At 39.7% G+C, this 24,863-nt stretch carries 19 protein-coding genes; 6 read left to right on the forward strand and 13 right to left on the reverse strand.

The annotated features are described in order from the left end of the window. Positions 1 to 80: 80 nt before the first annotated feature. Positions 81 to 1,676, reverse strand: coding sequence for a thrombospondin type 3 repeat-containing protein (locus LA313_RS02720; RefSeq protein ID WP_228913077.1), 1,596 nt, complete (start codon positions 1,674 to 1,676; stop codon positions 81 to 83). A gap of 170 nt (positions 1,677 to 1,846) precedes the next feature. Then, positions 1,847 to 2,845 (reverse strand): response regulator transcription factor, encoded by a 999-nt coding sequence (locus LA313_RS02725; protein WP_228913078.1) that lies wholly within the window; start codon positions 2,843 to 2,845, stop codon positions 1,847 to 1,849. A gap of 328 nt (positions 2,846 to 3,173) precedes the next feature. Between LA313_RS02725 and uvrA the strand changes: the two genes are divergently transcribed. From uvrA to LA313_RS02745, 4 genes are all read left to right on the forward strand, one after another. Then, the gene (gene uvrA, locus LA313_RS02730) at positions 3,174 to 6,005 is read left to right on the forward strand and encodes an excinuclease ABC subunit UvrA (RefSeq protein ID WP_228913079.1); all 2,832 of its coding nucleotides are present in this window, start codon (positions 3,174 to 3,176) and stop codon (positions 6,003 to 6,005) included. Positions 6,006 to 6,023: 18 nt separating this feature from the next. Next, entirely contained in the window at positions 6,024 to 6,713 is a 690-nt protein-coding gene (locus tag LA313_RS02735; RefSeq protein ID WP_228913080.1) for an LOG family protein, read from the forward strand. A gap of 209 nt (positions 6,714 to 6,922) precedes the next feature. After that, positions 6,923 to 9,733 (forward strand): gluzincin family metallopeptidase, encoded by a 2,811-nt coding sequence (locus LA313_RS02740; RefSeq protein ID WP_228913081.1) that lies wholly within the window; start codon positions 6,923 to 6,925, stop codon positions 9,731 to 9,733. Positions 9,734 to 9,895: 162 nt separating this feature from the next. Then, entirely contained in the window at positions 9,896 to 12,310 is a 2,415-nt protein-coding gene (locus tag LA313_RS02745; protein ID WP_228913082.1) for an alpha-ketoacid dehydrogenase subunit alpha/beta, read from the forward strand. 53 nt (positions 12,311 to 12,363) lie between these two features. Here LA313_RS02745 and LA313_RS02750 read toward each other — a convergent pair whose 3' ends face one another. The 4 genes from LA313_RS02750 to LA313_RS02765 all read right to left on the reverse strand — a co-directional run bounded on the left by LA313_RS02750 (position 12,364) and on the right by LA313_RS02765 (position 15,945). Beyond that, positions 12,364 to 12,909, reverse strand: coding sequence for a hypothetical protein (locus LA313_RS02750; RefSeq protein ID WP_228913083.1), 546 nt, complete (start codon positions 12,907 to 12,909; stop codon positions 12,364 to 12,366). Positions 12,910 to 13,074: 165 nt separating this feature from the next. Next, the gene (locus tag LA313_RS02755; protein WP_228913084.1) at positions 13,075 to 14,592 is read right to left on the reverse strand and encodes a PH domain-containing protein; all 1,518 of its coding nucleotides are present in this window, start codon (positions 14,590 to 14,592) and stop codon (positions 13,075 to 13,077) included. Beyond that, positions 14,585 to 15,118 carry a PH domain-containing protein gene (locus LA313_RS02760; RefSeq protein ID WP_228913085.1) on the reverse strand — a complete coding sequence of 178 codons (534 nt, stop codon included), beginning with the start codon at positions 15,116 to 15,118 and terminating at the stop codon, positions 14,585 to 14,587. The genes LA313_RS02755 and LA313_RS02760 overlap by 8 nt, the downstream gene beginning before the upstream one ends. Continuing rightward, positions 15,106 to 15,945 carry a 1,4-dihydroxy-2-naphthoyl-CoA synthase gene (locus LA313_RS02765; RefSeq protein ID WP_228913086.1) on the reverse strand — a complete coding sequence of 280 codons (840 nt, stop codon included), beginning with the start codon at positions 15,943 to 15,945 and terminating at the stop codon, positions 15,106 to 15,108. The genes LA313_RS02760 and LA313_RS02765 overlap by 13 nt, the downstream gene beginning before the upstream one ends. A gap of 153 nt (positions 15,946 to 16,098) precedes the next feature. On the opposite strand from LA313_RS02765, the gene LA313_RS02770 reads away from it, so the two are divergent. Continuing rightward, positions 16,099 to 16,581 carry a hypothetical protein gene (locus LA313_RS02770; RefSeq protein WP_228913087.1) on the forward strand — a complete coding sequence of 161 codons (483 nt, stop codon included), beginning with the start codon at positions 16,099 to 16,101 and terminating at the stop codon, positions 16,579 to 16,581. Here the strand turns inward: LA313_RS02770 and LA313_RS02775 are convergent. The 4 genes from LA313_RS02775 to LA313_RS02790 form a co-directional block, all read right to left on the reverse strand. After that, positions 16,569 to 17,399 (reverse strand): CvfB family protein, encoded by an 831-nt coding sequence (locus LA313_RS02775; protein ID WP_228913088.1) that lies wholly within the window; start codon positions 17,397 to 17,399, stop codon positions 16,569 to 16,571. The genes LA313_RS02770 and LA313_RS02775 overlap by 13 nt on opposite strands. A 36-nt stretch (positions 17,400 to 17,435) precedes the next feature. After that, positions 17,436 to 19,166 (reverse strand): 2-succinyl-5-enolpyruvyl-6-hydroxy-3-cyclohexene-1-carboxylic-acid synthase, encoded by a 1,731-nt coding sequence (gene menD, locus LA313_RS02780; RefSeq protein ID WP_228913089.1) that lies wholly within the window; start codon positions 19,164 to 19,166, stop codon positions 17,436 to 17,438. A 67-nt stretch (positions 19,167 to 19,233) separates the two neighbouring features. Next, positions 19,234 to 20,427: a chorismate-binding protein gene (locus LA313_RS02785; RefSeq protein ID WP_228913090.1), complete on the reverse strand. Its 1,194-nt coding sequence runs from the start codon at positions 20,425 to 20,427 to the stop codon at positions 19,234 to 19,236. Then, positions 20,420 to 20,848 (reverse strand): PaaI family thioesterase, encoded by a 429-nt coding sequence (locus LA313_RS02790; protein WP_228913091.1) that lies wholly within the window; start codon positions 20,846 to 20,848, stop codon positions 20,420 to 20,422. The genes LA313_RS02785 and LA313_RS02790 overlap by 8 nt, the downstream gene beginning before the upstream one ends. 47 nt (positions 20,849 to 20,895) lie before the next feature. On the opposite strand from LA313_RS02790, the gene LA313_RS02795 reads away from it, so the two are divergent. Next, a complete protein-coding gene (locus LA313_RS02795) occupies positions 20,896 to 21,534 on the forward strand; it encodes an alpha/beta hydrolase (protein WP_228913092.1) in 639 nt (212 codons plus the stop codon). Positions 21,535 to 21,623: 89 nt separating this feature from the next. On the opposite strand, the gene LA313_RS02800 is transcribed toward LA313_RS02795, so the two are convergent. The 3 genes from LA313_RS02800 to dnaK form a co-directional block, all read right to left on the reverse strand. Further along, a complete protein-coding gene (locus tag LA313_RS02800) occupies positions 21,624 to 21,920 on the reverse strand; it encodes a helix-turn-helix domain-containing protein (protein WP_333473546.1) in 297 nt (98 codons plus the stop codon). Then, positions 21,920 to 22,267, reverse strand: a complete 348-nt coding sequence (locus LA313_RS02805; protein WP_228913577.1) for a type II toxin-antitoxin system RelE/ParE family toxin — start codon at positions 22,265 to 22,267, stop codon at positions 21,920 to 21,922. Before LA313_RS02805 ends, LA313_RS02800 begins: the two co-directional genes overlap by 1 nt. A 507-nt stretch (positions 22,268 to 22,774) precedes the next feature. Then, complete coding sequence (dnaK, locus tag LA313_RS02810) at positions 22,775 to 24,715, reverse strand: molecular chaperone DnaK (RefSeq protein ID WP_228913094.1); 1,941 nt, start codon at positions 24,713 to 24,715, stop codon at positions 22,775 to 22,777. Positions 24,716 to 24,863 lie beyond the last annotated feature (148 nt).

A 24,863-nucleotide genomic window follows, 5' to 3' on the forward strand; every position in this document is an offset into this window, starting at 1 on the left:
TAATAAATACTAGACCTTGTAAAAGGCATTGTTGTAAATACCGTCCCGGTCCCCCGGGACGGATTTTTTAGATATAAAAATTAATCTGCTTCAGGACCGCATACTTCTGCGTGTACGATCAGGTAATAAGGCCCCTCTCCTACGAGGTTAAAAGTGTCGGTACCCAAGTCAAATTGACCGGGAGCTCTGCTTTCTGGCCATGAATCATTTGAAAACCAAATATGTGATTCATTCATGGTAACCCCAGTGTTAAGATCAAAAGTCACATTCAATGATTCACCTACAACAGTGACGATAATAGAGCCTGCTTCCCATGCCTTTTCAATGTCATTTTGACCAGCACCTGCATACAATGGGAAGATCCACACTCCATCTCCTTCAAAATATTCATCCTCGAACTCATCGAAATCTATTTCAAGTCCCCAGCCCCAGTTGTTTCCTGGATAATTAAGACTGTTAAGTTCAACATCACCAAACATGAAGGCTGTATCACATCCACCTGGTACATTACACTCATCGTTAGGATCATATGGACATGGATCACAAACATCACCTACTCCGTCTTCATCAGAATCCAATTGATCCTCGTTGTCATCATTAGGACAGTTGTCACAAGCATCTCCGTGACTGTCTCCATCTGAATTGGTTTGATCGGGATTATACACATTAGGACAGTTGTCAGTATCATTGGGTATATCATCATCATCATCATCACCTGGAGGAGGAACTTGACCACACTCAAATCGAATATGTCTATATGCTGGAACCATTAATTCCTGATTCTCGATATCATCCTGAGTAAAGGTGAATTCGTAATAATCAACTTCAGAATTCGACACGTACGGGAGTAACTCATGATCACGAACAGTTACCCTTGCATAATATGTATCGTCACCAAGATCTGGTAAGGCAAGGCACAACACAGAAGCAGCAGGGTTATTACCCGACATTGTTATAGTATTCATATAATTGCTTAGTGTAACCTCTGTTCCATCAAATTCATCAGACCATACCTCTACAGAGAAATGAGCAGGATAGTCACGACCGGTTTCATCCCAGCAATAATTCACGAATATACAGTAGCTATTTTCCACTTCAACAACATCAAAGTCAAAGAAAGGATAGCCATAGGCTTCTTCACTTCTGGGAATAAAGCACAATACATCTACAGAAATATAAGGTTTAGTTCCGGCTGCAAGTGAAATAAGCTGTGGCAAAGGATTGTCTACATAATCCTCGAATGCGCCTCCCACTCTGGGCGCAACCCACAAAACCTGATTATCTTCTGAATAAACTATAAAATGCTGAAGGTGATAATCACCGGCAGGTAAAGCTAATAGATCAGAATATTCGGTTTCCCAATTCCCTCCATTATTTTTAAGATCTACCTGGATTAAATCGTCACCATCACCAGGATCTCCATCATCTATAAAGTTAACGCTATCGGGATCATCTCCCTCTGTAATTCCTACCAGTACATAACCTGGTGTACCATCAGTACAAACTCCGGGCTCTGCCTGCTTATTTTGATCATTAAAATCATTTAATAAAGAGCCAAAGGTCAATTGAATTTTGTCCTGATCCCCTGTAATGGAGTCGGATTCCTCTTTACTACACGAAGTAAAGATTAATGCCAGCACAGCCAGCCATGCCATTGATAATTTAAGGTGTTTCATAATTAAAAGGTTTTTGATTAATGAAATTTAGAATGGTTAATAAATATAGTCTCAAGTATGAACTTGCTTAATTATAGGGGGGAGTAATGGGGGGGAGAGTGTTAACAGAATTCCTGTTAAATGTAGGATTTATCTGAACCTAAAGCAATGGGGGAAAACCCTACTTTTATTCAAATTTCTATCATTTTATGGTTTAGAGCATAAATTATACTTTCTAATATAGTTCCTGAATGTGTGCGCCGTATTATGTTAGCCCGATGTTTCTCAATCGTCTTTGCAGAGATGCACAAAGCCTCAGAAATTTCTTTCGTTTTATAACCTTTACATAATAAAGCAATAATTTCCTTTTCCCTCTTTGTAAAATACTGCTCTTCCTGATTACAGTAATTGGAAAAATACTTTTCTGTCTCGGGAGAACTGGAGCCTACCTCTTCTTTAAGAGGAAAATCATTCCCGGTAAAATTGATCATCATGATCATTTGTCCACCAAGATTTTTATCAAGTTTTGAAAAAGTTATTTTAGCTTCCCTTATTTTTTCATTCATAATAAGAGAAGTTTTAGTAGTAGCTTTCATGTGTTTGCCTCTACAAAATTTCCTGAGAGTCTCTTTAACCTTACTCTTATTTCTTTCAACTACCAGATCTGTTAGAGTAATTTCTTGTTTTCCTGTAATAAAAAAGTCTTTCCTAAAGGTATCATTCATGGCCACAACTTTTTCATCCTGTAAAAGTATTACTGGATATTCCAGCAGGTTAAAAAGCCCCATAAAAGAATCTTTCCAGTAATTGGTAAGGCAACCTCTAATTTTTACTGCTTCCTCTATCTCCTTTACAATAGAACGATAACAACCTTTGTCATAGATAATTTCATCTACGGTATCTTTAAAATTCTGATCTAAAAATCTCTTATTTTCCTGGTCTCCTAATAGAAAAAGAAAACTTTTATTAAGAAAATGGGTAGATTTAAAATTGCTGAGGTTTTTAAGACTTTCAAGCCCCAGAGAAGAATAATCAACCAGGATAATATCTGGAAGCATATTAAGAGCTATAGAATAGCCGCCATGAATATTGTTCACTTGAGAAATACTAAAGGAACAGTTTACTTCTTTTTCAAAATTATCGGCTAGATCCCGGTTTTTAGTAATTAGTAATAGTAATTTATTTTCCATATTGCCATTCCCCCTACTTTTGACAGTATTTTAATTTATTTAAAGCAAATAATATTATACATCTTCATTAGTAAAGATATGGAAGCTACTTCAAAATAAATCCCAAAACTATGTAGTAATAATCTGACTTTTAATAAGTTAAAACATTAATATTCCTACATTTCAGGTTTTCATTAACACTAATTTTTACTTTTAAAAGCTAATTTTAAGAAATAATTAATCAGAAAAAATTTATGTTTTACTGATGTTGTGGGAGAGATTATCCTGATTCCATCTTCTTTCCTAATAACTGCAGTTTCAGTACCTTTGCACCTTGCAAAAAAATTTCATGGGAGTAACAGAAGAATTTATTGATATACTCGGTGCCCGGGTACATAATTTAAAAAATATTGATGTAAAGATCCCAAGGGAGAAACTGGTAGTGATCACCGGTTTGTCTGGCTCAGGCAAATCTTCCCTTGCTTTTGATACTATTTATGCCGAAGGACAACGCAGGTATATTGAAACATTTTCCGCCTATGCCCGCCAGTTTCTTGGAGGACTTGAAAGACCCGATGTGGATAAAATTGACGGCCTCTCTCCTGTTATTGCTATTGAACAAAAGACTACAAGCAAAAGTCCCCGAAGTACTGTAGGAACAATTACCGAAATATATGATTTCCTACGGCTGCTTTTTGCAAGGGCCAGTGATGCTTACAGCTATAACACCGGCGAAAAGATGGTGAGTTATAATGATGAGCAAATACAGGATTTGATCTCCAGAAATTTTGGAGAGAAAAGGATAAATGTTCTTGCTCCGGTTATAAGGTCCCGAAAAGGACATTACAGAGAACTTTTTGAGCAAATTGCGAAGCAGGGGTTTGTTAAAGTGAGGGTCGATGGGGAAATTCGGGATATAGTAAAAGGAATGAAGCTCGATCGCTACAAGATCCACGATATTGAAATTGTTGTTGATCGAATAAAGGTTACTTCTAATGAAGACTCTGGAAAACGTCTTTTCGAAAGCATAAAAACTGCCATGTATCATGGTGACAATGTTCTTATGGTGATGGAACAGGATAGTGGTGAGATCAAATACTTCAGCAGGAATCTTATGTGCCCTTCTTCGGGTATTTCCTATGCCAATCCAGAACCCAACAATTTTTCATTCAATTCTCCAAAAGGAGCCTGTCCTGTTTGTAACGGGATTGGCACCCTACACAAGGTAAACGAAAAGAAGTTAATTCCAGATCCCTCAAAAAGTATAAAAAATGGGGCTCTTGCCCCGCATGGACCACAAAAAAAGAATTGGATCTTTAATCAGCTACAGTTGATTGCCGATCGTTATGATTTCAGCCTTTCAGATCCTGTAGAGAAGATTCCTAAAGAAGCGCTGAATATGATTCTGTTTGGCGGTAAGGAAAAATTTACTAAAGATTCAAAATCCCTTGGGATTACAAGAGAATTTAAAATTGACTTTGAAGGTGTTGCCACTTTTATTGAGGAGACCTATGAAAAAAATGAATCCACTTCCCTGCGCCGTTGGGCAAAGGAATATATGGATAAGATCAAATGCCCCGAATGTGAGGGCACACGCCTGCGAAAGGAGTCTCTTTATTTTAAAGTGAATGGAAAAAATATTGCAGAACTCGCACAAAAAGACATTATAGATCTTGCTGACTGGTTTAAAGATCTAGAAAAGGAACTTTCAGAAAAACAACAGAAGATCGCTTCCGAAGTTATTAAGGAAATAAGTACTCGTTTGCAATTCCTGGTCGACGTAGGTCTAAATTACCTTTCTTTAAACCGCGGGTCCAAAACCCTTTCCGGAGGAGAAGCCCAAAGAATTAGATTAGCAACACAAATTGGTTCCCAGCTGGTGGGGGTTCTTTATATTCTGGATGAACCAAGTATAGGACTGCATCAGCGGGATAATGAAAAATTAATAAATTCTCTTGTGTCTTTAAGAGATCTGGGGAATTCGGTCATTGTGGTAGAGCATGATAAAGACATGATTGAGAGGGCCGATCATGTAATTGATATTGGTCCCGAAGCCGGAAGACACGGTGGAGAGATCATTAGTCAGGGTACTCCACAGGAAATTAGAAAGCACAATACAATTACTGCTAATTATCTTAACGGAAGCATGAAAATTGAGGTTCCGGAAAAGAGGCGAAAAGGCAATGGTAAAAAAATCGATCTCACAGGCGCAACCGGAAATAATCTTCAAAACGTTTCGGTAAGTTTTCCTTTAGGGAAAATGATCGCTGTAACAGGGGTTTCCGGAAGCGGGAAATCCACCTTAATTAATGAGACTCTTTATCCTATTATGAACGCTCATTATTTTAATGGAGTAAAAAAACCAAAGCCTTATAAAAGTATTAAAGGTCTTGAACATATTGATAAGGTGATAGACATTAATCAGACTCCCATTGGTCGTACACCGCGCTCTAATCCTGCAACCTATACAGGAGTCTTTTCTGAAGTCAGGAATCTTTTTGCAAAAACTCCCGAAGCTATGATACGTGGGTATAAACCGGGCCGTTTCAGTTTCAATGTAAAAGGCGGAAGATGCGAAACATGTAAAGGTGGTGGATTACGTGTTATTGAAATGAACTTCCTGCCAGATGTGTATGTCGAATGTGAAACCTGCCAGGGTAAAAGATTTAATCGCGAGACCTTGGAAATAAGGTATAAGGGCAAATCTATATCTGATGTGCTGGAAATGACCATTAATGAATCTGTGATTTTCTTTGAGAACATTCCGAAGATATATCGAAAATTAAAAACTATCCAGGATGTGGGACTGGGATATGTTACTCTGGGACAACAAAGCACTACCCTCTCCGGCGGGGAAGCCCAGCGAATAAAACTTGCCACAGAGCTTTCAAAAAGGGATACCGGCAACACATTTTATATTCTGGATGAACCCACCACAGGTCTCCACTTTGAAGATATTAGGGTTTTAATGGAGGTTCTGAACAGACTTGCAAATAAAGGGAATACTGTCCTTATTATTGAGCACAATCTGGACGTAATTAAAATGGCCGATTATATTATTGATATTGGCTATGAAGGAGGAAAAAAAGGAGGAAAAGTAGTGGCAAAGGGAACTCCCGAAGAAGTTGCAAAAGACAAGAAAAGCTACACCGCAAGTTTTCTTCAAAAAGAGTTAAATTAGCCGCAATTTGAAAATTTTATGAGAACAGAAACAAGAAATAAAAGCTGGAATGAAATAAAAACGAATGACTCCTGGGCGATCTTCAAGATCATGGGGGAATTTGTTAATGGGTATGAAAAATTAAGTCAGATAGGCCCCTGTGTATCTATTTTTGGATCTGCCCGCACCAAACCAGATCACAAATTCTATAAATTGACCGAAGAAGTGGCTAAAAAAATCGTGGAGCACGGTTATGGAATAATAACAGGAGGCGGTCCCGGAGTCATGGAGGCGGGAAACAAAGGTGCTCATCTTGCCGGTGGAACCTCTGTAGGTCTTAATATCCACCTTCCGTTTGAACAACACGACAACCCTTACATAGATAATGACAAAAACATCAATTTCGATTACTTCTTTGTAAGAAAGGTGATGTTCGTAAAATATTCTCAGGGATTTGTAGTCATGCCGGGTGGGTTTGGTACTCTTGATGAATTATTTGAGGCCATCACTCTCATCCAGACCAATAAAATTGATAAATTCCCAATAATCCTGGTGGGAAGAGATTTTTGGGGAGGTTTGATTGATTGGGTGAGAAGCACTCTACTTGATAATTTTCAAAATATTAGCAGTGGGGATATTGATATCATCCAGGTAGTTGACTCTGCCGATGAGGTTATCGAAATTCTGGACCAGTTCTATGACGAATACAATCTTAGTCCTAATTTCTAAAATTCCCTTCGGAAAAAATTCTTTCTAAAATCGGCCTTTTTGACAAGGCTGATTTTTTTTTGTCTGAAGCACTCTTATCTCTTAGCCACTATGCTAATTTTTTTTTAAACTTAGGAATTATTCTTTTAAGATGTTCCATATTGTGCTTTGAAATAATATCTTGCATCACATTATCGTTTTAGTCTGAACTACTATCTCCATTAGAAAATTTGAACACAAAACTCATTGTTTTTTCTCTGTTTGCCTTCCTCACATTACCTCTTTTCGGGCAACATAATGTTTTTATTAAAGCAGAGCTCAACGATACTATAAAATCCCTGTACATAAAACAAAAACTGGAGTACAGGAATACCAGTAGCGACACTTTAAGGGAGATCTATCTTAGCGACTGGATGAATGCTTTTTCAGACACACGAACGCCACTTGCCCGTAGGTTTTTCGAAGATTATGATCGGGATTTTCATTTCGCCCGGGATTATAAAAGAGGAGGAACTACCATAAATACAATTATGGGAGATTCCTTAAACCTCCTCAGATGGGAGCGGCCAAAGGACCAGCCCGACCTGATCAGGATTATTCCCGAACAACCCATAGCTCCGCAGGAAAAGTATACCATTAATTTAAATTACAGTATAAAGATCCCCAGCGATGAATTCACCCGTTATGGATATCAAAACAAGGGAAACTACCAGTTGAGATATTGGTTCATTGCTCCCGGAGTATACAATGATGGCTGGCAAGTCTACAGCCATAAGAATATGAATGATCTCCATCTTCCTAAACTGGATCTGGATATAGCATTAACAATCCCTTCCAACCTTTCAGCTATATCTGCTTTAAAGATGAAAGGGATTGAACCCAAAGGAGATCAAAAAACAGTTTTTTTAACTGGGGAAGAAAGATTTGACACAGAATTACATCTTACCACAGAGGCTATTTTTGATGATATTCAAGTAGACAGTCTTCATGTACTGACAAATATTACCGATAGCGGAGTTAACATTGGTATGAAAGCTTTCTTTGTCAACCGAATTGTAAATTTCCTTCAAAATAATTTAGGTTCCTATCCACATCCCGTTATACTGGCAACCCAGCAGGATTACGCTTCAAACCCTGTGTTTGGGCTTAATCAATTGCCAAAATTTTTGAGACCCTTTCCAGATGGTTTTGGCTATGAATTAAAACAACTCAAAAACATCACAGAAAATTACCTGGAAAATTCCCTCATGTTAAATCCGCGGGAAGAAAAATGGATCTTCGACGGAATCCACATTTATATGATGATGGAATACATTGATGAATTTTATCCAGATCTAAAATTAATGGGGAGTTTGAGTGACGTTTTTGGCATCCGCTGGTTTCATGCTTCCACCCTGGAATTTAATGATCAGTACCCTTTAATGTATTTGTTCATTGCTCGTAAACATCTGGATCAACCTTTAAGCTCTCCTCAGGATTCCTTGATAAAGTTTAATAAAAATTTAGCCAACCCTTTTAAGGCAGGTGTTGGTTTTAAATATCTTGATCAATTCCTGGAAGATAATACTATCCCCTATTCCATTAAAGAATTTTTTGAACGTTACAAACTGAGACCGGTGGAAGCCGAAGATTTCCGTGATATTCTTACTTCGAATGCCGGGAAGGATGTGAGCTGGTTTTTTAATGATTATGTTTCGACCAAAGATAAAATCGATTTTAAAATACGTAGTCTTTCCAGAGAAGGAGATTCACTTCGTATCACCCTTAGGAATAAAACCGGAACGACTGCTCCTATCCAGGTATACGGCCTTAATGATGATGAAATCGTTTATAAAACCTGGGTCGAACATTCTCCCGACGTACGTACTGTATACATTCCTGCGACGCGCATAGAACAGGTAGCAGTCAATCATGAAGGAATTGTTCCCGAAATTAACAGGAGAAATAACTACAGAACCGTAGGAGGAATAATGAACCGGCCCCTGCAGTTTCGTCTGTTTAAGGATATTGAAGATCCCCGTTATCAACAGGTTTTCTTCATGCCCGAGTTCCAGTATAACCTGTATGACGGCCTGGCGTTGGGTCTTAAAGTTTATAATAAAACCGTCCTCGATAGAAATTTTGAGTATAACCTGTCTCCTTTTTATGCATCAAAAAGCAAAACAATTGTTGGGAGCGCCGGGGTGTCACATAAAATTTTCTTTGATGAGGATTTATACCTGATAAACTATGGTATAGGAGGAAGTAGGTTTTCCTTTGGTTATGACCTCATGTACCAACGTCTTACTCCCTACCTGTCATTATATTTTAGAGATTCCTATTTGAGACAAAGTCCCAAAGAAAGAATAATGGTGCGCAACGTAAATGTTTACAGAGACGAAAATGAATTGACAAACCTTGAGGTGCCAGATTACAGTGTGTTCAATATAAATTACCTGTACAGCAACCCTGGTTTGGTCACCCATTTCTCGGGATCTGTTGACTTTCAGGTAGCACAGCAATTCAGCAAATCTTCTTTGACCCTTGAATACCGAAAGCTGTTAAAAAGTGACCGACAAATAAGTCTGAGGTTCTTCGGAGGAGCATTTTTGTACAATGACATGCCCAACAGTGATTATTTCAGTTTTGCACTCGACCGTCCCACAGATTATCTATTTGATTATAATTACTACGGAAGGAGTGAAACCTCGGGATTATTCAGCCAGCAAATTATTTTGGCAGAAGGTGGTTTCAAGTCTATGCTTGAGCCTAAATTTGCCAACCAATGGATCACCACCATAAACGGAAATATCACTCTTTGGAAATGGATCTATGCTTATAGCGATGTGGGGCTTGTTAAAAATAAAAATCAGTACGCCAAGTTGCTTTACGATTCCGGTATAAGACTGAGTCTGGTTCAGAATTATTTTGAGATCTTCCTGCCGGTCCACTCCAGTGAAGGATGGGAGTTTGCAGAAGGCAATTATGATCAAAAGATAAGATTTATTGCCACTTTGGATATTCAAACCCTGGCAGGATTGTTTACCCGAAGCTGGTTCTAAAAAATTCTGGTTTAATTAAAGATTATCCCCTGCTTCTCTTTTTATTAAAAGAATCTCAATAATATCGTCTTTTAGTTATTAAAAAATAAATAATCACGCACATCGTTGAATTGTAAATAATCATTGTTTTCTGTACATTTGTGCTAATTATAAAAACGTGTTATGCAGAGTGAAACATCCTCAAAAAGTGAGATTTCTTTTGAAGATTTTAAGGCGCAGGTATTAAGTGATTACAAACTGGCGGTAACCAGCCGGGAATGTAGTCTCTTGGGAAGGCGCGAGGTACTTACCGGCAAAGCCAAGTTTGGAATTTTTGGTGATGGCAAGGAAGTGCCGCAATTGGCATGGGCAAAAGTTTTTGAAAATGGAGATTTCCGTTCAGGCTATTATAGGGATCAAACGTTTATGATGGCAATTGGCGCTCTTAATATCCAGCAGTTTTTTGCCGGCTTATACGCCACTACAGATATTGACCAGGAACCCAGTTCGGCCGGAAGACAGATGGGAGGACATTTCGCCACCCACAGTTTAAAAGATGATGGGACCTGGAAAAACCTTACCGAACAAAAAAATTCCAGTGCAGATATTTCTCCTACTGCAGGACAAATGCCAAGACTATTGGGACTTGCACAAGCATCCAAGATCTACCGGAATGTTGAAGGCATAGATTCAGAAAATTTTTCCAAAAATGGAAATGAAATTGCCTGGGGAACTATTGGTAATGCCAGTACCAGTGAAGGGTTGTTCTGGGAAACCATTAACGCAGCCGGAGTACTACAGGTACCAATGGTAATGAATGTATGGGATGATGAATATGGGATTTCTGTGCATGCAAAGCACCAAACTACAAAACAAAATATTTCCGAAGTATTAAAAGGTTTTCAGCGGGATAAAGGAGAAAACAATGGCTATGAAATTTTTGTAGTTAACGGTTGGGATTACCCTGCTCTTATAGAAACTTATGAGAAGGCGAATAAAATCGCCCGTGAAGAGCATATTCCTGTTTTGATCCACGTCCAGCAACTTACCCAGCCGCAAGGGCACTCCACATCGGGTTCGCATGAGCGGTATAAAAGTGAAGAAAGACTGCAATGGGAACGTGAACACGACTGTAACATAAAGATGCGGGAGTGGATGATAGAAACCAATATAGCTACAGATGAGGAGCTTCAGGATATTGAAAAAGATATTAAGAAGCAGGTAAGAGATGGCAAGAAAGCAGCCTGGGAAGCTCATACAGCTCCTGTAAAGAATAAATTGCAGGATGTTATACCTGTACTTCAAAGAGTTGCCGAGAGCAGCCAGAATAAAAATTTTATTCTTCAGCTAAAAAATGAACTTCAAGGGAATAAGGAACCTCTAAAAAGGGATATTCTTGTTGCAAGTAGAAAAGCTCTGCGATTCTTAAGAGGAGAAGAATCTCCAGCAAGACAGGAGTTACTTAATTTTATTGAAAAATATACTGAAGAGGTGCGGCCACAATACAGCAGCCACCTTTACAGTTCTTCAGAGTTTAATGCTCTTAAAATCGAAGCAATTGCTCCTTCTTATGACGACAACACTGAAGAAGTAGACGGAAGGCTTGTTTTAAGAGAGAACTTTGATAAGATCTTTGGAAAATATCCTGAAACTCTCATTTTTGGAGAGGATACAGGAGAAATTGGAGATGTCAACCAGGGACTGGAAGGACTTCAGGAAAAATATGGAGAATTGCGAATTGCCGACACCGGGATTCGTGAAGCAACTATCCTGGGACAGGGAATAGGAATGGCAATGAGAGGTCTGCGTCCAATCGCCGAGATTCAATATCTCGACTATCTTCTTTATGCCTTGCAGATCATGAGTGATGATCTGGCTACTCTTCAATACAGAACAAGAGGAAAGCAAAAAGCACCGCTCATCATAAGAACGCGTGGCCATCGCCTGGAAGGGATCTGGCACAGTGGTTCCCCTATGGGTGGTATTCTTCATTTAATTCGTGGAATCCACGTCCTGGTACCAAGAAACATGACCAAAGCGGCAGGCTTTTATAATACACTTCTTGAAAGTGATGAACCTGCTCTAATTGTAGAATCTCTTAATGGATATCGTCTAAAAGAGAAAATGCCAAATAATCTTGGAGAATTCAAAACTCCGCTTGGTGTGGTGGAAACCATGAATGAAGGTGATGATATTACTTTGGTTTCCTATGGATCTACTTTGCGACTCGTTGAACAAGCTGCACGTGAACTTCAGGAAGTTGGAATAAGCGCCGAAGTTATTGATGTGCAGTCTTTACTTCCTTTTGATCTTAATAAAGATATTGTAAAAAGCGTTGAGAAGACAAGCCGACTTCTTGTCATAGACGAGGATGTTCCCGGAGGTGCTTCGGCTTATATTATGCAAAAGATCATGGAAGAACAGGACGCGTGGAGATATCTTGACAGTAAACCCCAAACTCTTACTGCAAAAGATCATAGACCTGCCTACGGAACAGATGGAGATTATTTCTCAAAACCTTCTGTAGAAGATATCTTTGAGAAGGTGTATGACATCATGCACGAGTCCAATCCTGCGCAATTTCCACAATTGAAGTAGAGCAACGTTTGATATTAAAAAGGCCACCTCTTTTCAAGACGTGGCCTTTTTTCTTATCTCCAGGTAAATTTTGAAATTCTTATCCCTACGTAACAATCATCATTGCAGCCATAGGAACTGAATCCACAAAGAATCATCACTCCGGTCTCATTTGTTTCAAAATAGACCTCATTTGCGTCTGGATCCACGGTCAAATATTGAGAAATACAGGTTTTATAAAGATCATCCATAGAAAGAGGTGGTGCCCCAGCAGCATGGCTTCCAATTTCTTTACGGGAAGTTTCTTCATATGTGTCTGTGATCGTTTTAGTTCCATTTTCAGCAGAAATAATAAAGGCCTCATAATACCTGCCAACTACTTTACCTCTTTCAATTATAATAGTTGTCTCACTTCCCACTCCCGTCCACGATTCCTCTAAAAAAGTGTATTCATAGGAATTACCGTTCTTCTTCTTTAAATCATCCCAGGCGGCTTTGCTCTCCCTGAAATTATAGCCGTTTTCCCCTTCTTTAAAAAAATTCTCCCTTACAGAATCCAGGCTGCAGGAACTAATAAACAGCAAAAAAGGTAGAAATAATAAGGTGTAGATCTTTTCCATAAGCTTTAGATTTATACTTAAATTTAAACAATCTTCAGAAAAGAAATACAGGATTAATTAATTTATTTTCAGATACTTACAACTTCATAATTTATTTCATAATAACTAAATTAGTGATAATGAGAGAGGATAAATTGAAGAATTCAGAACAAAATTCATAAAAAATTACATCCAGTGCTTTTCGGTACTTTCAATTTTGTAGAGCAGGTAATTCTTTAATGCCTGAATTTCATCCTTCCTTACTATTGGAAACTGAATATCCCCTCCGGCCGAATGAAAAGTTAGATAAACAAGCCCCCTTCTTTTGTACCAGATTGGTTGAGATACAGAAATCGCCTGCAATCTGAATATCTCCAGGTATTGCTCCTTCTTTATCCAAACACCAGAATACCTGATCAAAAACTCTTTAGATACGCCCAGTTTGAGGTTTCGATAATAAAGAAAATTATAAAAGACCAACAAAAGTAAGTAAGCAGCAGAAATTGAAAGGAACCAGTATACAGTTATCATTTCTACGTAATAAAGAAGAAGCCCGCCTACTACGAGTAGTGGGATTAATCCCCGCGAAATTTTCTTTAAAAGCAAAAATTTACTGGGAAGAATAGTAAACTCTTCCTGAATCCTGTTTTTGTAAAAATATTCCTTAACCTGGGAGACCACATCGGGTGGTAAGCCTACAATTTTAATCTGGTTCTTCTCAAGATCATTTTCGCTACTGGCTAAAGAAATTTTTACCTGGTAAAGCCGCATTGCCTTTTGAATAGGGTTGGTCAAGACTTGCAAAAGCTGAATTCGGCTCGCGCGTAAATTTACTTTGGTGTTATTTCTAAGGCCCATTTCCACCTGTAAGGTATCCCTGAATTTTTGCAGGTGGAGCCCAAAATATTTGATGACCGTCTCTCCTACTGTAAATACCATTCCCACGATCAAAAGGAAAATAATTAGCATGAATTTCCCCTGTGCCCAGTAAACTTGAGGCTCCTGAAGTTGAGCAGACAATTCATCATTAAACATAAATTGCTCCCGCAGGGTAAAATAAAATGCTATAATTATTCCTACTCCTCGCAAATAATTAGAGGTAAGGCCAAGCTTTATAAGCGTTAACAAGCTTACTTTATGCTCCCACTCAGGTAGCACTTTAGAAGTAGAAGACTTATTTTCCTCTCCCACTTCCAGATTTGTATCTTCTTCCTGTACTACTGCCCTTTCTTCTTCAGCATGAGCCATGAGCAGGTCTGCCAATGCATTGGCTCTTTCTTCTGAAAGTGCTTTTATTTCAACTTCCTTATCCTGGCTTCCCGCTGTCTCCACAACAACACTGTAAACCCCAATAACACGCTGAAGAATGTTTCTGCGGAAATTTACCTGCTGTATCTTCTGAAACGGAATATTAATAACATCTGTCGAAAAAACCCCTTTTTGAAGCACGAATTCTTCATTCTTCTCGTCAATGTGAAATTTGAAATTCAGAAAGTATTTGATACTATATCCCAGGCTTATTAATAATATCAGAATAAATCCTGCACCTGCAAGTAACAGAGTACGCTGGTCTACTTCCTTGAACGCAAAATAAAAAACTACTACCCACAAGTTTCGGGCGATATGGTAGAGAGACGTCGCAAAGATGAGCACAAGCCCCACGCCCGATTGCCGTTGAGGCTCAGTAAAATTATAATTAGGCATGATTGTATATTCGTCCCGAAATTTCCTCTTTTACAGAAATTGCAGTTTGAGGTTTAATTCCCGGAACACTTACATCACTTCCCGAACCTCCGGCAGTGAAAACCTTTACTGTAGAAATCTTCAGCATTTTATCCAGGAAAGAACGTTCTACAGAAACGTGCTGAATTCTATTAAAGGGAACAACTGTAATTCGTTCAAAAAGAAATCCGCGTTTAAAAATAATATCCTGTTCCCTTAGTGCATAACCACTTTTTTTCACATACATAAGATTATTAAAAATCGTCCATCCAAAAATGAGTAAAATGAACAGTCCTGCCCAAATAATATAATTGTGAAATTCGGGGGAAGAAAGCTTATAAGCTACAATTAATCCCACCGCAAAAAACAGGAAGGAAATTGTAGTTCCAACCTGCAGTTTTACAAGGTATTTTTTAGATATGGGATGCAGCTCCACTTCTTCATACCTGGGAAGAGCTGCAACATCTACTTCAAAATTTGAAAATTGTGGGGTGCTTATGGGATCCATTTCTTTTCAAAATTAGGTTTTCTTTTCTCAAGAAAGGCATTTCGACCTTCTTTGGCCTCATCTGTCATATATGCCAGCCGGGTTGCTTCTCCGGCAAATACCTGTTGGCCAACCATCCCGTCATCGGTAAGGTTCATGGCGAATTTCAGCATTTTTATAGAGGTTGGTGATTTTGCCAGGATCTCCTGCGCCCATTCGTAAGCAGTGTCTTCCAATTCATCATGAGGAATTACCGCGTTGACCATTCCCATTTCATAAGCTTCCTGGGCCGAATAATTTCTTCCCAAAAAGAAGATTTCGCGGGCTTTTTTCTGTCCCACCATTTTAGCCAGGTAAGCAGATCCATATCCGCCGTCAAAACTTGTGACATCGGCATCGGTCTGTTTAAAGATCGCATGTTCCTTACTGGCAAGAGTGAGATCGCAGACCACATGAAGGCTATGGCCTCCACCTACTGCCCATCCCGGAACCACTGCAATAACAGCCTTAGGCATAAATCTTATTAATCTTTGCACTTCCAGAATATTTAGGCGGTGCATCCCGTCTTCGCCCACATATCCCTGATGACCACGCGCCTTTTGATCTCCGCCGCTGCAAAAACTATACACCCCATCCTTAGAAGAAGGACCTTCTGCGGTCAATAATACGACACCTATTGAAGTATCTTCCTGGGCATCGTAAAATGCATCATATAATTCACTGGTAGTTTTAGGTCTAAAAGCATTTCTCACGTCGGGCCTGTTAAATGCAATTCGTGCAACACCATTGGATTTTTTATAGGTGATATCTTCGTAATCTTTGGCTGTTTTATAATCTGGTTTGGTCATAAGTATCTAATTTTACTCAAAAATAGGATTTTTATAATTCTTTATTCGCGTAAAAGATTAATAGCTGTAAAGCTTTTAAAAATCTTATCTTTCAGCTTAAGTATATTAAAAATTGTACAGTTTTTGATTCTAAGTTTCCAAACAGCAAATCAAATGAAAAAACTCCTCCTACTGACAGGCTTCTTATTAACCATCAGCGGGTATTCACAGGAATTTGATACCTCAGAGAGTATATATATTGGCGCCCGGGAAGTACGTCCCAGTCTTTCCATGCCTGTACGTGAATTTTCTGAATCAAAATTCACTCTTATGGAGGTCAACTTTGATAAAAAAGATGAAAAGAGACAGGTGAATCTAATCGCTATGATGGAGCAGCAGCGCTTTGAAAAAGAAAAAGGCATAGTTGAAATGGAATCACCCATGCCCGGCCTTAGCACCGGGGAAAAGTCACTTATTGAAGTGACCAATGATATAAGAATTCACGACCGCAGTTCAAACTTCGATATCTATACCGGTAAGAAAAAGATTCCGGCATATGAAGAAATGCAGTCTCCTATTTTCCGCCAGGGTTATACCCCTTTCTCAAGAAGAAGATATAGTTCTCCAGGAATTAATTACACCCCCTATTTAAGGTAGATTCCGTTGTCTTTAATATCAACCTTTCGTTGCTTATAAAGATTTCCAAGGGCACGTTTAAAGCTTTTCTTGCTCATTTGCACCTCTCTCTCGATCTCTTTAGGTGAAGATTTATCGGTAAGTGCAAGGAAGCCGCCTTTTACCTCTAACAAGCTAAGAAGCTCCTGCGCATTAGGTTCTATGCTACGAAATCCCGGACGCTGCAGAGTAATATCGATCTTTCCGTCTGGTCTTGTCTTCCTGACGTAACCTTTTAACCTGTCACCAACATGAAGTTTTTGAAAAACATCATCCTTGTATAATAACCCTTTATGGATCTCATTTACAATAACATTCCATCCCAATTCTGTGGGATTGGCTACTATGAGGTCAACTTCTTCAAAAGCCTCAACTGTTAGCTGGGAATTATCCAAAAATGCGTCTACTTTATTAGAACCCACCAGCCTGCCAGTAAGTTCATCAAGATAACAGAAGATAAGATAACGTTCTCCTTCCCGCATTTTCATTGCCTGTTCCTTGAAAGGCACAAAAAGGTGTTTTTCCAGCCCCCAGTCCATAAAAACTCCTATCTCGCTCACCTCTGCACATTTCAGGTAACCAAATTCATCCAGCTTCACGAAAGGCTTAAGAGAAGTAGCAACAGGCCGCTCTTCGTGGTCAAGATAAACAAAGACTTCAAGCTCATCCCCTATCTCAAATGTTTCCGGTTTGTATTTATTTGGCAACAAAACTTCATTGCCATCATCGTCTTTTAAAAACAATCCTGGCTCTGTGTCGCGATCGATCTTTAATGTATGGTATTCTCCAATGGCAAGCATAAAAATATTTTTGGCAAAGTTACTTATAATAAACGGCTATTTTACGAAGCTGAAATATTCCAGCAACACCTCGTCATTCACTTTTCTCGGAGTGAAGATCTCCAGAACTCTCGGGTTTTCTGAGATGTCAAAAAAGCCATTTAACTGCTGTTCTATTTCTTCTGAAGTTTTTGCTGAAGCATATTGAAATCCATGTAGATCGCAAACAGGTTTTGCTGTCAGGTCGTGCACGGTCTCAAAATAAGTATCAAAAGTTTCAGAATTTTTATCACCCGGTAATATCCTGAAGATCCCTCCTCCCCGGTTATTTAAAATGATGATCCTGAAGTTCTTCGGAATGTAATTGTTCCAGAGCCCATTGCTATCATAAAAAAAGCTGAGATCGCCGGTGATCATCAAAACTGGTTTTTCTGAAATCATTGCAGCTCCTACCGAAGTTGAGATACTGCCATCAATCCCGCTGGTACCGCGGTTACAATAAATCTTCAAACTCTCTTTCCACCTGAAAAGTTGCGCGTACCGGATTGTAGAACTATTCGCAAGTTGCACGATGTAATTTTCGGGTACAGAGGGAATCACCTGTTGCATAGCTTTTAGATCTGAATATGGGATCCTTCCCATGTAGTCCTCATGCTTTTCTTTCCTCCTGCCTCTTACCTCCTGCCAGTATTCTGCGTAATTGCTTTCTGAAATCTCGCTAAGCGGAAAAAATTGTTTAAAGAAGGAATTTATTGAAGTCTCGAAATGCTTGTTCAGGCAAAAGAAGGTGTTATATGCCTTTTTTGGATCCACGTGCCAGTGTTGTTTCGGCTGATAGTTGCGTAGAAAAGCTTTTATCTTTTTCGAAACAATCATTCCGCCGAAAGTCAGAAGGATCTCCGGTTGCAGGTTATCAAACAGTTGCTCTTTATTATCGTCTTTTTCAATAGGCCCAATTATGGTATCAATCCGGGTAAAGAATTTCTCCTGTTGCACATTAGAAGTGGTTTCGGTAAAAACAATGACCGAAGGATCATTTGCCAGCCGGTCAAGGAATTCCTGCTCCACAGCGTTTGGAGAAGACACTCCAACAATTACCATTTTCCTTGCAGCCTTATTCCAGAGATCAGCATAAGCCTGTAGCTGATTTTTGGAATAGGTCCTTTCGATAATTTCCGGCAGGATCTGGATCGGATTTACCTCCACATCTTCAACGGTACCGTACAGCGGCTCATAAAAAGGAACATTGATATGCACCGGACCTTTTTCTTCAATAGCTTTATTCAGCGCCAGATTGATCTCCCGCTCATTGTGCTTTCTACTTTCGAACTGTTTCTGCTGAAGTTTTTTATCTTTGGCTTCATTTTCCAGGACTAATTCTGAATGAAGATTGGCCGAGTACAATATATGGTTCTCAAAAATGTTCTTTTGGCGAATGGTTTGGCCGTCACCAATATCGATACGTTCTACAGGCCTATCGGCAGAGATCACTACCAGGGGAATGTCGCTGTAATAAGCCTCTGCTACCGCCGGATAATAGTTAAGCAATGCAGAGCCCGAGGTGCAGACCACAGCCACAGGTTTTTGAAGCTGTTGCGCCATTCCTATTGCAACAAAAGCCGCACATCGCTCATCTACAACACTGTAAGTTTTAATATTGGGATGATATGCAAACCCGGTAGTTAATGGCGCATTTCGGGAGCCGGGAGAGATCACTACGTGATGTATTCCCTTAGCTTCACAAAGTGCAACTATAGAACGGGCAACTGGTATTTTTGGATGTTTCAAAATTTATCTTTTTGGAGACCTAACAGTCCCGAAGCTTCGGGGCTGTTAGGCATGGTAAAACTTTTATTTACTTCAACAGCACTTTCTTCATCGTTTCGGACTTATTCACGGTTTCCTGCCACTCATCTTCGGGCACGGAATCTTTGGTGATCCCACCACCCACAAAAAGTACTGCCTTGCCATTTTCAATTTTCATACAGCGCAGATTCACATAAAGATCGGTTTCTTTTTTTACTGCACGATAAGCCAGGTTCTCCACATTTCTTCTTGTCCTGCTTCGCTGTACATTTTTCTGAAGATTCAATTCCCCCAGAAATCCGGTGTAGAATTCCCTATTGTAATTTTCTTCTTCAAGAATAAAGGCTTTAGCCTTTTCCTTTGGCAGGCCACATACAGCCGGTGTTGGATGTAGGGCCGAGATGATATTGAGCCAAATGGCAGAGACGTTCCGCGGAACGTCTGTACCGGAATTTTCTGAAATTTGGAGTTTGGAATTTGGAATTTTGCCAGATATATCAGATCTAATATGTAGTAGATTCCCTGCCTTTGCAGTATAAGGAGCTGATATTTCCAGATCTTCCACACCTGAAGATTTAAGGTTGTCTACTATTGAATCAGTAACAAATTGCTGTTCCTGCTTTTCTTTATCGCCCCATTCCACCTCCATGGTTCCGGAATATTTTTGAGTACCGGCAAGGGCCATGGTTTTAAAACGGGTGCCTGTTACCTTCAGCAAAGTTTCGGGTGTCGCGCCCAGCCAGCAGCCGACTTTTGGATGAAACCAGCAATACACAAAAGCTGTTGGATAAGCTTTCAATAGCTCTTTAAACAGCTTCAGCGGATTCGGGTTATCCAATTCCACCTCTTCCTTTCGGGAAAGCACAACCTTTTCCATTTCTCCTGCTTTCAAAGCTGCAACGGCTTTTGCTACCAGCTGCACGTGAGCCGACATTTTTTCTTCCGAAATTCTCCCTTTTTGAGAGGCCACGGGAGCCGAAACTTCTTCAGGAACTACCTGTTCAAATATGTGTTTTTCCGAAGCATTCTCAGGAAAAAGAATCGTTTTTTCTGAGGTGTCAAAAGGGGCAAAAACAAACCCGCTTTCGGTAAAATCTTCAGTGTTATTAAGCTGATCATCCTGCTGCAGGAAAGCCTTCACTTCTCCGGAACTTCCGTTCAGAATTGGCTTCCGGTACGCTACAAAAGGCAAACCTGAAGCATATTGCATCTCCAGCCGATTAAAAAATTCAGCTTCAGGCATTGTCTTTCTTTTTCGGAAGGGTAATAGTGGTCAATTTTACTATAGAAATCAGATTTTCGGCTTCATCTGTAATCCTGATGCTCCAAAGTTGCGTGGTACGACCTTTATGAAGATAAGTGGCTTTGGCGTAAACAAAACCTTCAGAAATGCTTTTTATATGATTGGCAGAAATTTCGATTCCGCGCACGTAATAATCATCGGTATTTAAAAAAACGAAGCTGGCCATGCTACCTACAGTCTCGGCCAGAGCGACGGTCGCGCCTCCGTGCAGCACGCCATCTGGCTGATGGACCTTTGGAGTCACGGGCATTTTGGCGATGAGATAATCTTCCCCTACTTCAGAAACCTCGATGTCAAGAGTTTCCATGAGGGTATTTTTGCATATCTTTTTCAACAGCGCGTGAGTTTCCTCTTTGGTCATAGCAAATAGATTGGTTTCTTTGTAAAAGTACAAAACCGTCAGATAATATGGATGAAAAGCAAGTTTCTTATCGCTCTACCAATACCTATAGCACATTAAATCAACTTACCGACAAAACTGAAAATGTGTGGGTGGTTTTCCACGGCATTGATTACCTGAGCCGTTATTTCCTGAAGTACTTTAGGCACTTCAACCAGGAAAAGAATTATATCATTGCACCACAGGCGCCTTCCAAGTACTACCTCAATGGCAAATATGAGCATGTTGGAGCTTCCTGGGCTACACGTGAGAATACTGAGATGGAAATTGAGAATGTGCTGGCATACCTCGATGAGGTCTATGAAAATGAAGGTCTAAAAAGGGCCAAAAACCTTGTACTTTTTGGATATTCCCAGGGCGTCTCTGTCGTAACCCGGTGGATGGCGAGAAGAAAGATCAGCCCGTCACAACTCATTCTAAACTCCGGAAGAATTCCGAAGGAATTAAAGCCAGAGGATTTTGCCTTTTTGGAAGGTACAGAGATCTCCTTCGTCTACGGGACTGAAGATCCATTTGTGAATAAGGAGTTTCTGGAGTCGGAAGAAAAGAGAATACGCGAGCTATTCCCAAAGAACCTGAAGTTTATTCCTTTTGATGGCGGACATGAGGTGAATAAAGAGGTCATTTTAAAGCTTGTGGGGGAATAGTTTAGAAGACCGCTGCGCTATAAGAATCAAGAGCCAAGAGCCAAGACATGTTCTGCTGTGTCATCCTGAACTTGTTTCAGGATCTCTTTCTATTTTTCCATTTCTATGGAAATTTTCACTTTTCCCCCAAGACCTTTTTCGACGATGTCGTACAGGGTTTTCAATGTGAGGTTACTTCCATTATTTTCTACCCGGGAAATGTAAGTTCGTTTTTTGTCAATTTTCTCTGCTAATTGGTCCTGAGTCAGATTTTTTTCTTCTCTAGCTTTTCTTAGCATGAGTCCAATTTTAAATGACTCGAAATCCCGATCCAGTTCATCTCGTCTTGAAGTTCCTTTCTCTCCGTAAACTTCATCCTTTATTGTCTTCCAGTCTTTTGTTTCCATCATTTATTGTTTTTCTCCCGGTAATATGATTCCATCAACTTTAAGGCTTTATCAATTTCCTTTTTCGGGGTTTTCTCAGATTTTTTAGTAAAACCATTCAATAGAATTACTAACCTTCCTTTATCGAAAAAGCAAAAAACTCTCCAGATATCTGAGCCTAACATAATTCTAGCTTCATAAAATCCTTTAGTTCCTTTTAAAGCTTTTAGATAATGTGATGGAATTCTTTCAAAAGTTTCAATTACTTCTATTATTTTAAAGATTTTATCCTGAACCTTTTTGGGCTGTCCAACTAAAAAATCCTGAAAATAATTTTTATAACTTATTACCTTCCTTATTCTTTCCATCTTCACAAATGTAACTTTTAAGTTACATTTTTCAAAGTAATTTTATGAGATATCAGAGATAGAGTTTTGATTAATGAATCCTGAACATCCTTAAAATCTATTAGAAGCTGAAACAAGTTCAGCCTGACAAATCTATATAGAATACGGCTATGTCTCCTCGAGCGCCTGCCTGCTGGCAGGCAGAGAGTCGAGAGGTCTGTGTGTACCAAGCAATAATTTTAGAAGTAAAAGTTGGCGCGGATTTGCAATCCGTTCCAAGTTCTCCCTTCCCCACCCCGACCTTCGGCCACTCCTCCGCAGGAGGGGAATAATCCGAGGAATATTTTTAATAACAAGATGAAGCGTCATCTTGAAATCATTTCAGGATCAAACAGAAGCTGAAACTCCCGAAGCGTCTGGACAGCTTGACGGGAGGAAAAACTTGAGAAACAAAAAAAGCGCTGCCAATCGGCAGCGCTTTATATTCTCTCAAAGTTCCTCCCCTTGATAAGGGGAGGTTAGGAGGGGTTACTTCACTTCTTCGAAGTCAACGTCTTCTACATCGTCACCTTGCTTGGAGTCACCTCCGGCTTGTTGCCCTCCGGCCTGTTGACCGTTTTGAGCTCCAGGTCCACCTTGTGGCCCACCTGGCTGTCCACCTTGCTCGGCTTGTGCTTTGTACATTTCTTCAGAAGCTACTTTCCATGCCTCATTGATCTTATCTAATGCAGGCTGAATTGTATCTACTTCTTTTGTCTCGTAAGCTTTCTTCAATTCTTCCAAAGCGTCTTCGATCGGCTTCTTCTTATCGTCAGAAAGTTTATCTCCAAATTCTTTCAGCTGCTTTTCAGTCTGGAAGATCATGGCATCAGCTTCGTTAAGCTTATCTACTTTTTCTTTGGCTTGTTTATCAGTTTCAGCATTCGCTTCAGCTTCCTGCTTCATCTTTTGGATCTCTTCTTCAGTAAGACCAGAAGAAGCCTCGATTCTAATATCCTGAGATTTACCAGTAGCTTTATCTGTAGCGCTTACTTTGATGATACCGTTGGCATCAATGTCAAAAGTTACTTCAATTTGAGGTGTTCCTCTTGGCGCCGGTGGAATCCCATCAAGGTGGAATCTACCAATTGTCTTATTGTCGGCTGCCATTGGACGCTCTCCCTGTAATACGTGGATCTCAACAGATGGCTGATTATCGGCCGCGGTAGAGAATACCTGGGATTTCTTGGTTGGAATGGTTGTGTTAGACTCAATTAACTTGGTCATCACACCACCCATAGTTTCAATACCAAGAGATAGCGGAGTTACGTCAAGAAGCAATACATCTTTTACATCTCCTGTAAGTACACCACCCTGGATCGCAGCACCAATTGCCACAACTTCATCAGGATTCACTCCTTTTGATGGTTTCTTTCCGAAGAACTTCTCAACTTCTTCCTGGATCTTAGGGATACGGGTAGATCCACCAACAAGGATCACCTCGTCAATATCACTTTTTGAAAGTCCGGCATCGCTAAGTGCTTTTTGCACAGGATCCATAGAACGCTTCACCAAAGTATCGGCTAATTGTTCAAATTTTGATCTCGTCAAAGTCTCAACCAAGTGCTTTGGTCCACTTGAAGTAGCGGTAACATATGGCAGGTTAATCTCTGTTTGAGAAGAAGAGGAAAGCTCAATTTTAGCTTTTTCAGCAGCTTCTTTCAAACGCTGAAGTGCCATTGGGTCTTTTCTAAGGTCGATATCTTCGGCTTTCTGAAATGTATCTGCAAGCCAGTCGATGATCACCTCATCAAAGTCGTCACCACCAAGGTGCGTATCACCATTTGTAGAAAGTACTTCAAATACTCCATCCCCTAATTCAAGGATAGAGATATCAAATGTACCACCACCAAGGTCATAAACTGCGATCTTCTGGTCCTGAGATTTTTTATCAAGTCCATAAGCCAATGCAGCTGCAGTTGGTTCGTTAATGATCCTTCTCACTTTAAGACCTGCGATCTCACCGGCTTCTTTTGTAGCCTGACGCTGAGAGTCATTAAAGTATGCAGGTACGGTAATTACCGCTTCGGTCACATCCTGTCCAAGATAATCTTCGGCAGTTTTCTTCATTTTTTGAAGCACCATCGCAGAAAGTTCCTGCGGAGTATATTTTCTTCCGTCGATCTCCACACGTGGAGTATCGTTGTCCCCTTTTACTACTTTATAAGGAACTCTTCCTGCTTCTTTAGAAACTTCGGAATATTTGTTCCCCATAAACCTCTTGATAGAGGAAATAGTTTTTGTTGGGTTTGTTACAGCCTGACGTTTTGCAGGATCCCCTACTTTTATTTCGCCTCCTTCAACAAAAGCGATAACAGAAGGAGTAGTTCTTTTTCCTTCGGCATTAGGAATTACCGTTGGCTCGTTACCTTCCATTACGGCAACACAAGAGTTGGTAGTACCTAAGTCGATTCCAATTATTTTACTCATAATTCTATAGGTTGTTATTTATTATTTCTGAATTTTTTCAACAACCTCTTAAAGTCAATCTTTATGCCAGCAGAAATTATATGACAGGATGTCATTTTTGACACCTAAACTATGAATTTCCCTACCTTTTTTGTCAATGAGATTTATT

The sequence above is a fragment of the Salinimicrobium sediminilitoris genome, from assembly GCF_020866905.1.
In the GTDB taxonomy this organism is placed as follows: domain Bacteria; phylum Bacteroidota; class Bacteroidia; order Flavobacteriales; family Flavobacteriaceae; genus Salinimicrobium; species Salinimicrobium sediminilitoris.

Bases quoted from the DNA above. Each gene is read 5' to 3' on its own strand.
- LA313_RS02760 (WP_228913085.1), bottom strand. From the start codon at position 15,118: ATGGATCCCATAAGCACCCCACAATTTTCAAATTTTGAAGTAGATGTT.
- LA313_RS02805 (WP_228913577.1), bottom strand. From the start codon at position 22,267: ATGGAAAGAATAAGGAAGGTAATAAGTTATAAAAATTATTTTCAGGAT.
- LA313_RS02770 (WP_228913087.1), top strand. From the start codon at position 16,099: ATGAAAAAACTCCTCCTACTGACAGGCTTCTTATTAACCATCAGCGGG.
- LA313_RS02755 (WP_228913084.1), bottom strand. From the start codon at position 14,592: ATGCCTAATTATAATTTTACTGAGCCTCAACGGCAATCGGGCGTGGGG.
- LA313_RS02790 (WP_228913091.1), bottom strand. From the start codon at position 20,848: ATGACCAAAGAGGAAACTCACGCGCTGTTGAAAAAGATATGCAAAAAT.
- LA313_RS02800 (WP_333473546.1), bottom strand. From the start codon at position 21,920: ATGGAAACAAAAGACTGGAAGACAATAAAGGATGAAGTTTACGGAGAG.
- LA313_RS02735 (WP_228913080.1), top strand. From the start codon at position 6,024: ATGAGAACAGAAACAAGAAATAAAAGCTGGAATGAAATAAAAACGAAT.
- dnaK (WP_228913094.1), bottom strand. From the start codon at position 24,715: ATGAGTAAAATAATTGGAATCGACTTAGGTACTACCAACTCTTGTGTT.
- LA313_RS02765 (WP_228913086.1), bottom strand. From the start codon at position 15,945: ATGACCAAACCAGATTATAAAACAGCCAAAGATTACGAAGATATCACC.
- LA313_RS02785 (WP_228913090.1), bottom strand. From the start codon at position 20,427: ATGCCTGAAGCTGAATTTTTTAATCGGCTGGAGATGCAATATGCTTCA.
- LA313_RS02745 (WP_228913082.1), top strand. From the start codon at position 9,896: ATGCAGAGTGAAACATCCTCAAAAAGTGAGATTTCTTTTGAAGATTTT.
- LA313_RS02750 (WP_228913083.1), bottom strand. From the start codon at position 12,909: ATGGAAAAGATCTACACCTTATTATTTCTACCTTTTTTGCTGTTTATT.
- LA313_RS02795 (WP_228913092.1), top strand. From the start codon at position 20,896: ATGGATGAAAAGCAAGTTTCTTATCGCTCTACCAATACCTATAGCACA.
- LA313_RS02775 (WP_228913088.1), bottom strand. From the start codon at position 17,399: ATGCTTGCCATTGGAGAATACCATACATTAAAGATCGATCGCGACACA.
- LA313_RS02720 (WP_228913077.1), bottom strand. From the start codon at position 1,676: ATGAAACACCTTAAATTATCAATGGCATGGCTGGCTGTGCTGGCATTA.
- uvrA (WP_228913079.1), top strand. From the start codon at position 3,174: ATGGGAGTAACAGAAGAATTTATTGATATACTCGGTGCCCGGGTACAT.
- LA313_RS02725 (WP_228913078.1), bottom strand. From the start codon at position 2,845: ATGGAAAATAAATTACTATTACTAATTACTAAAAACCGGGATCTAGCC.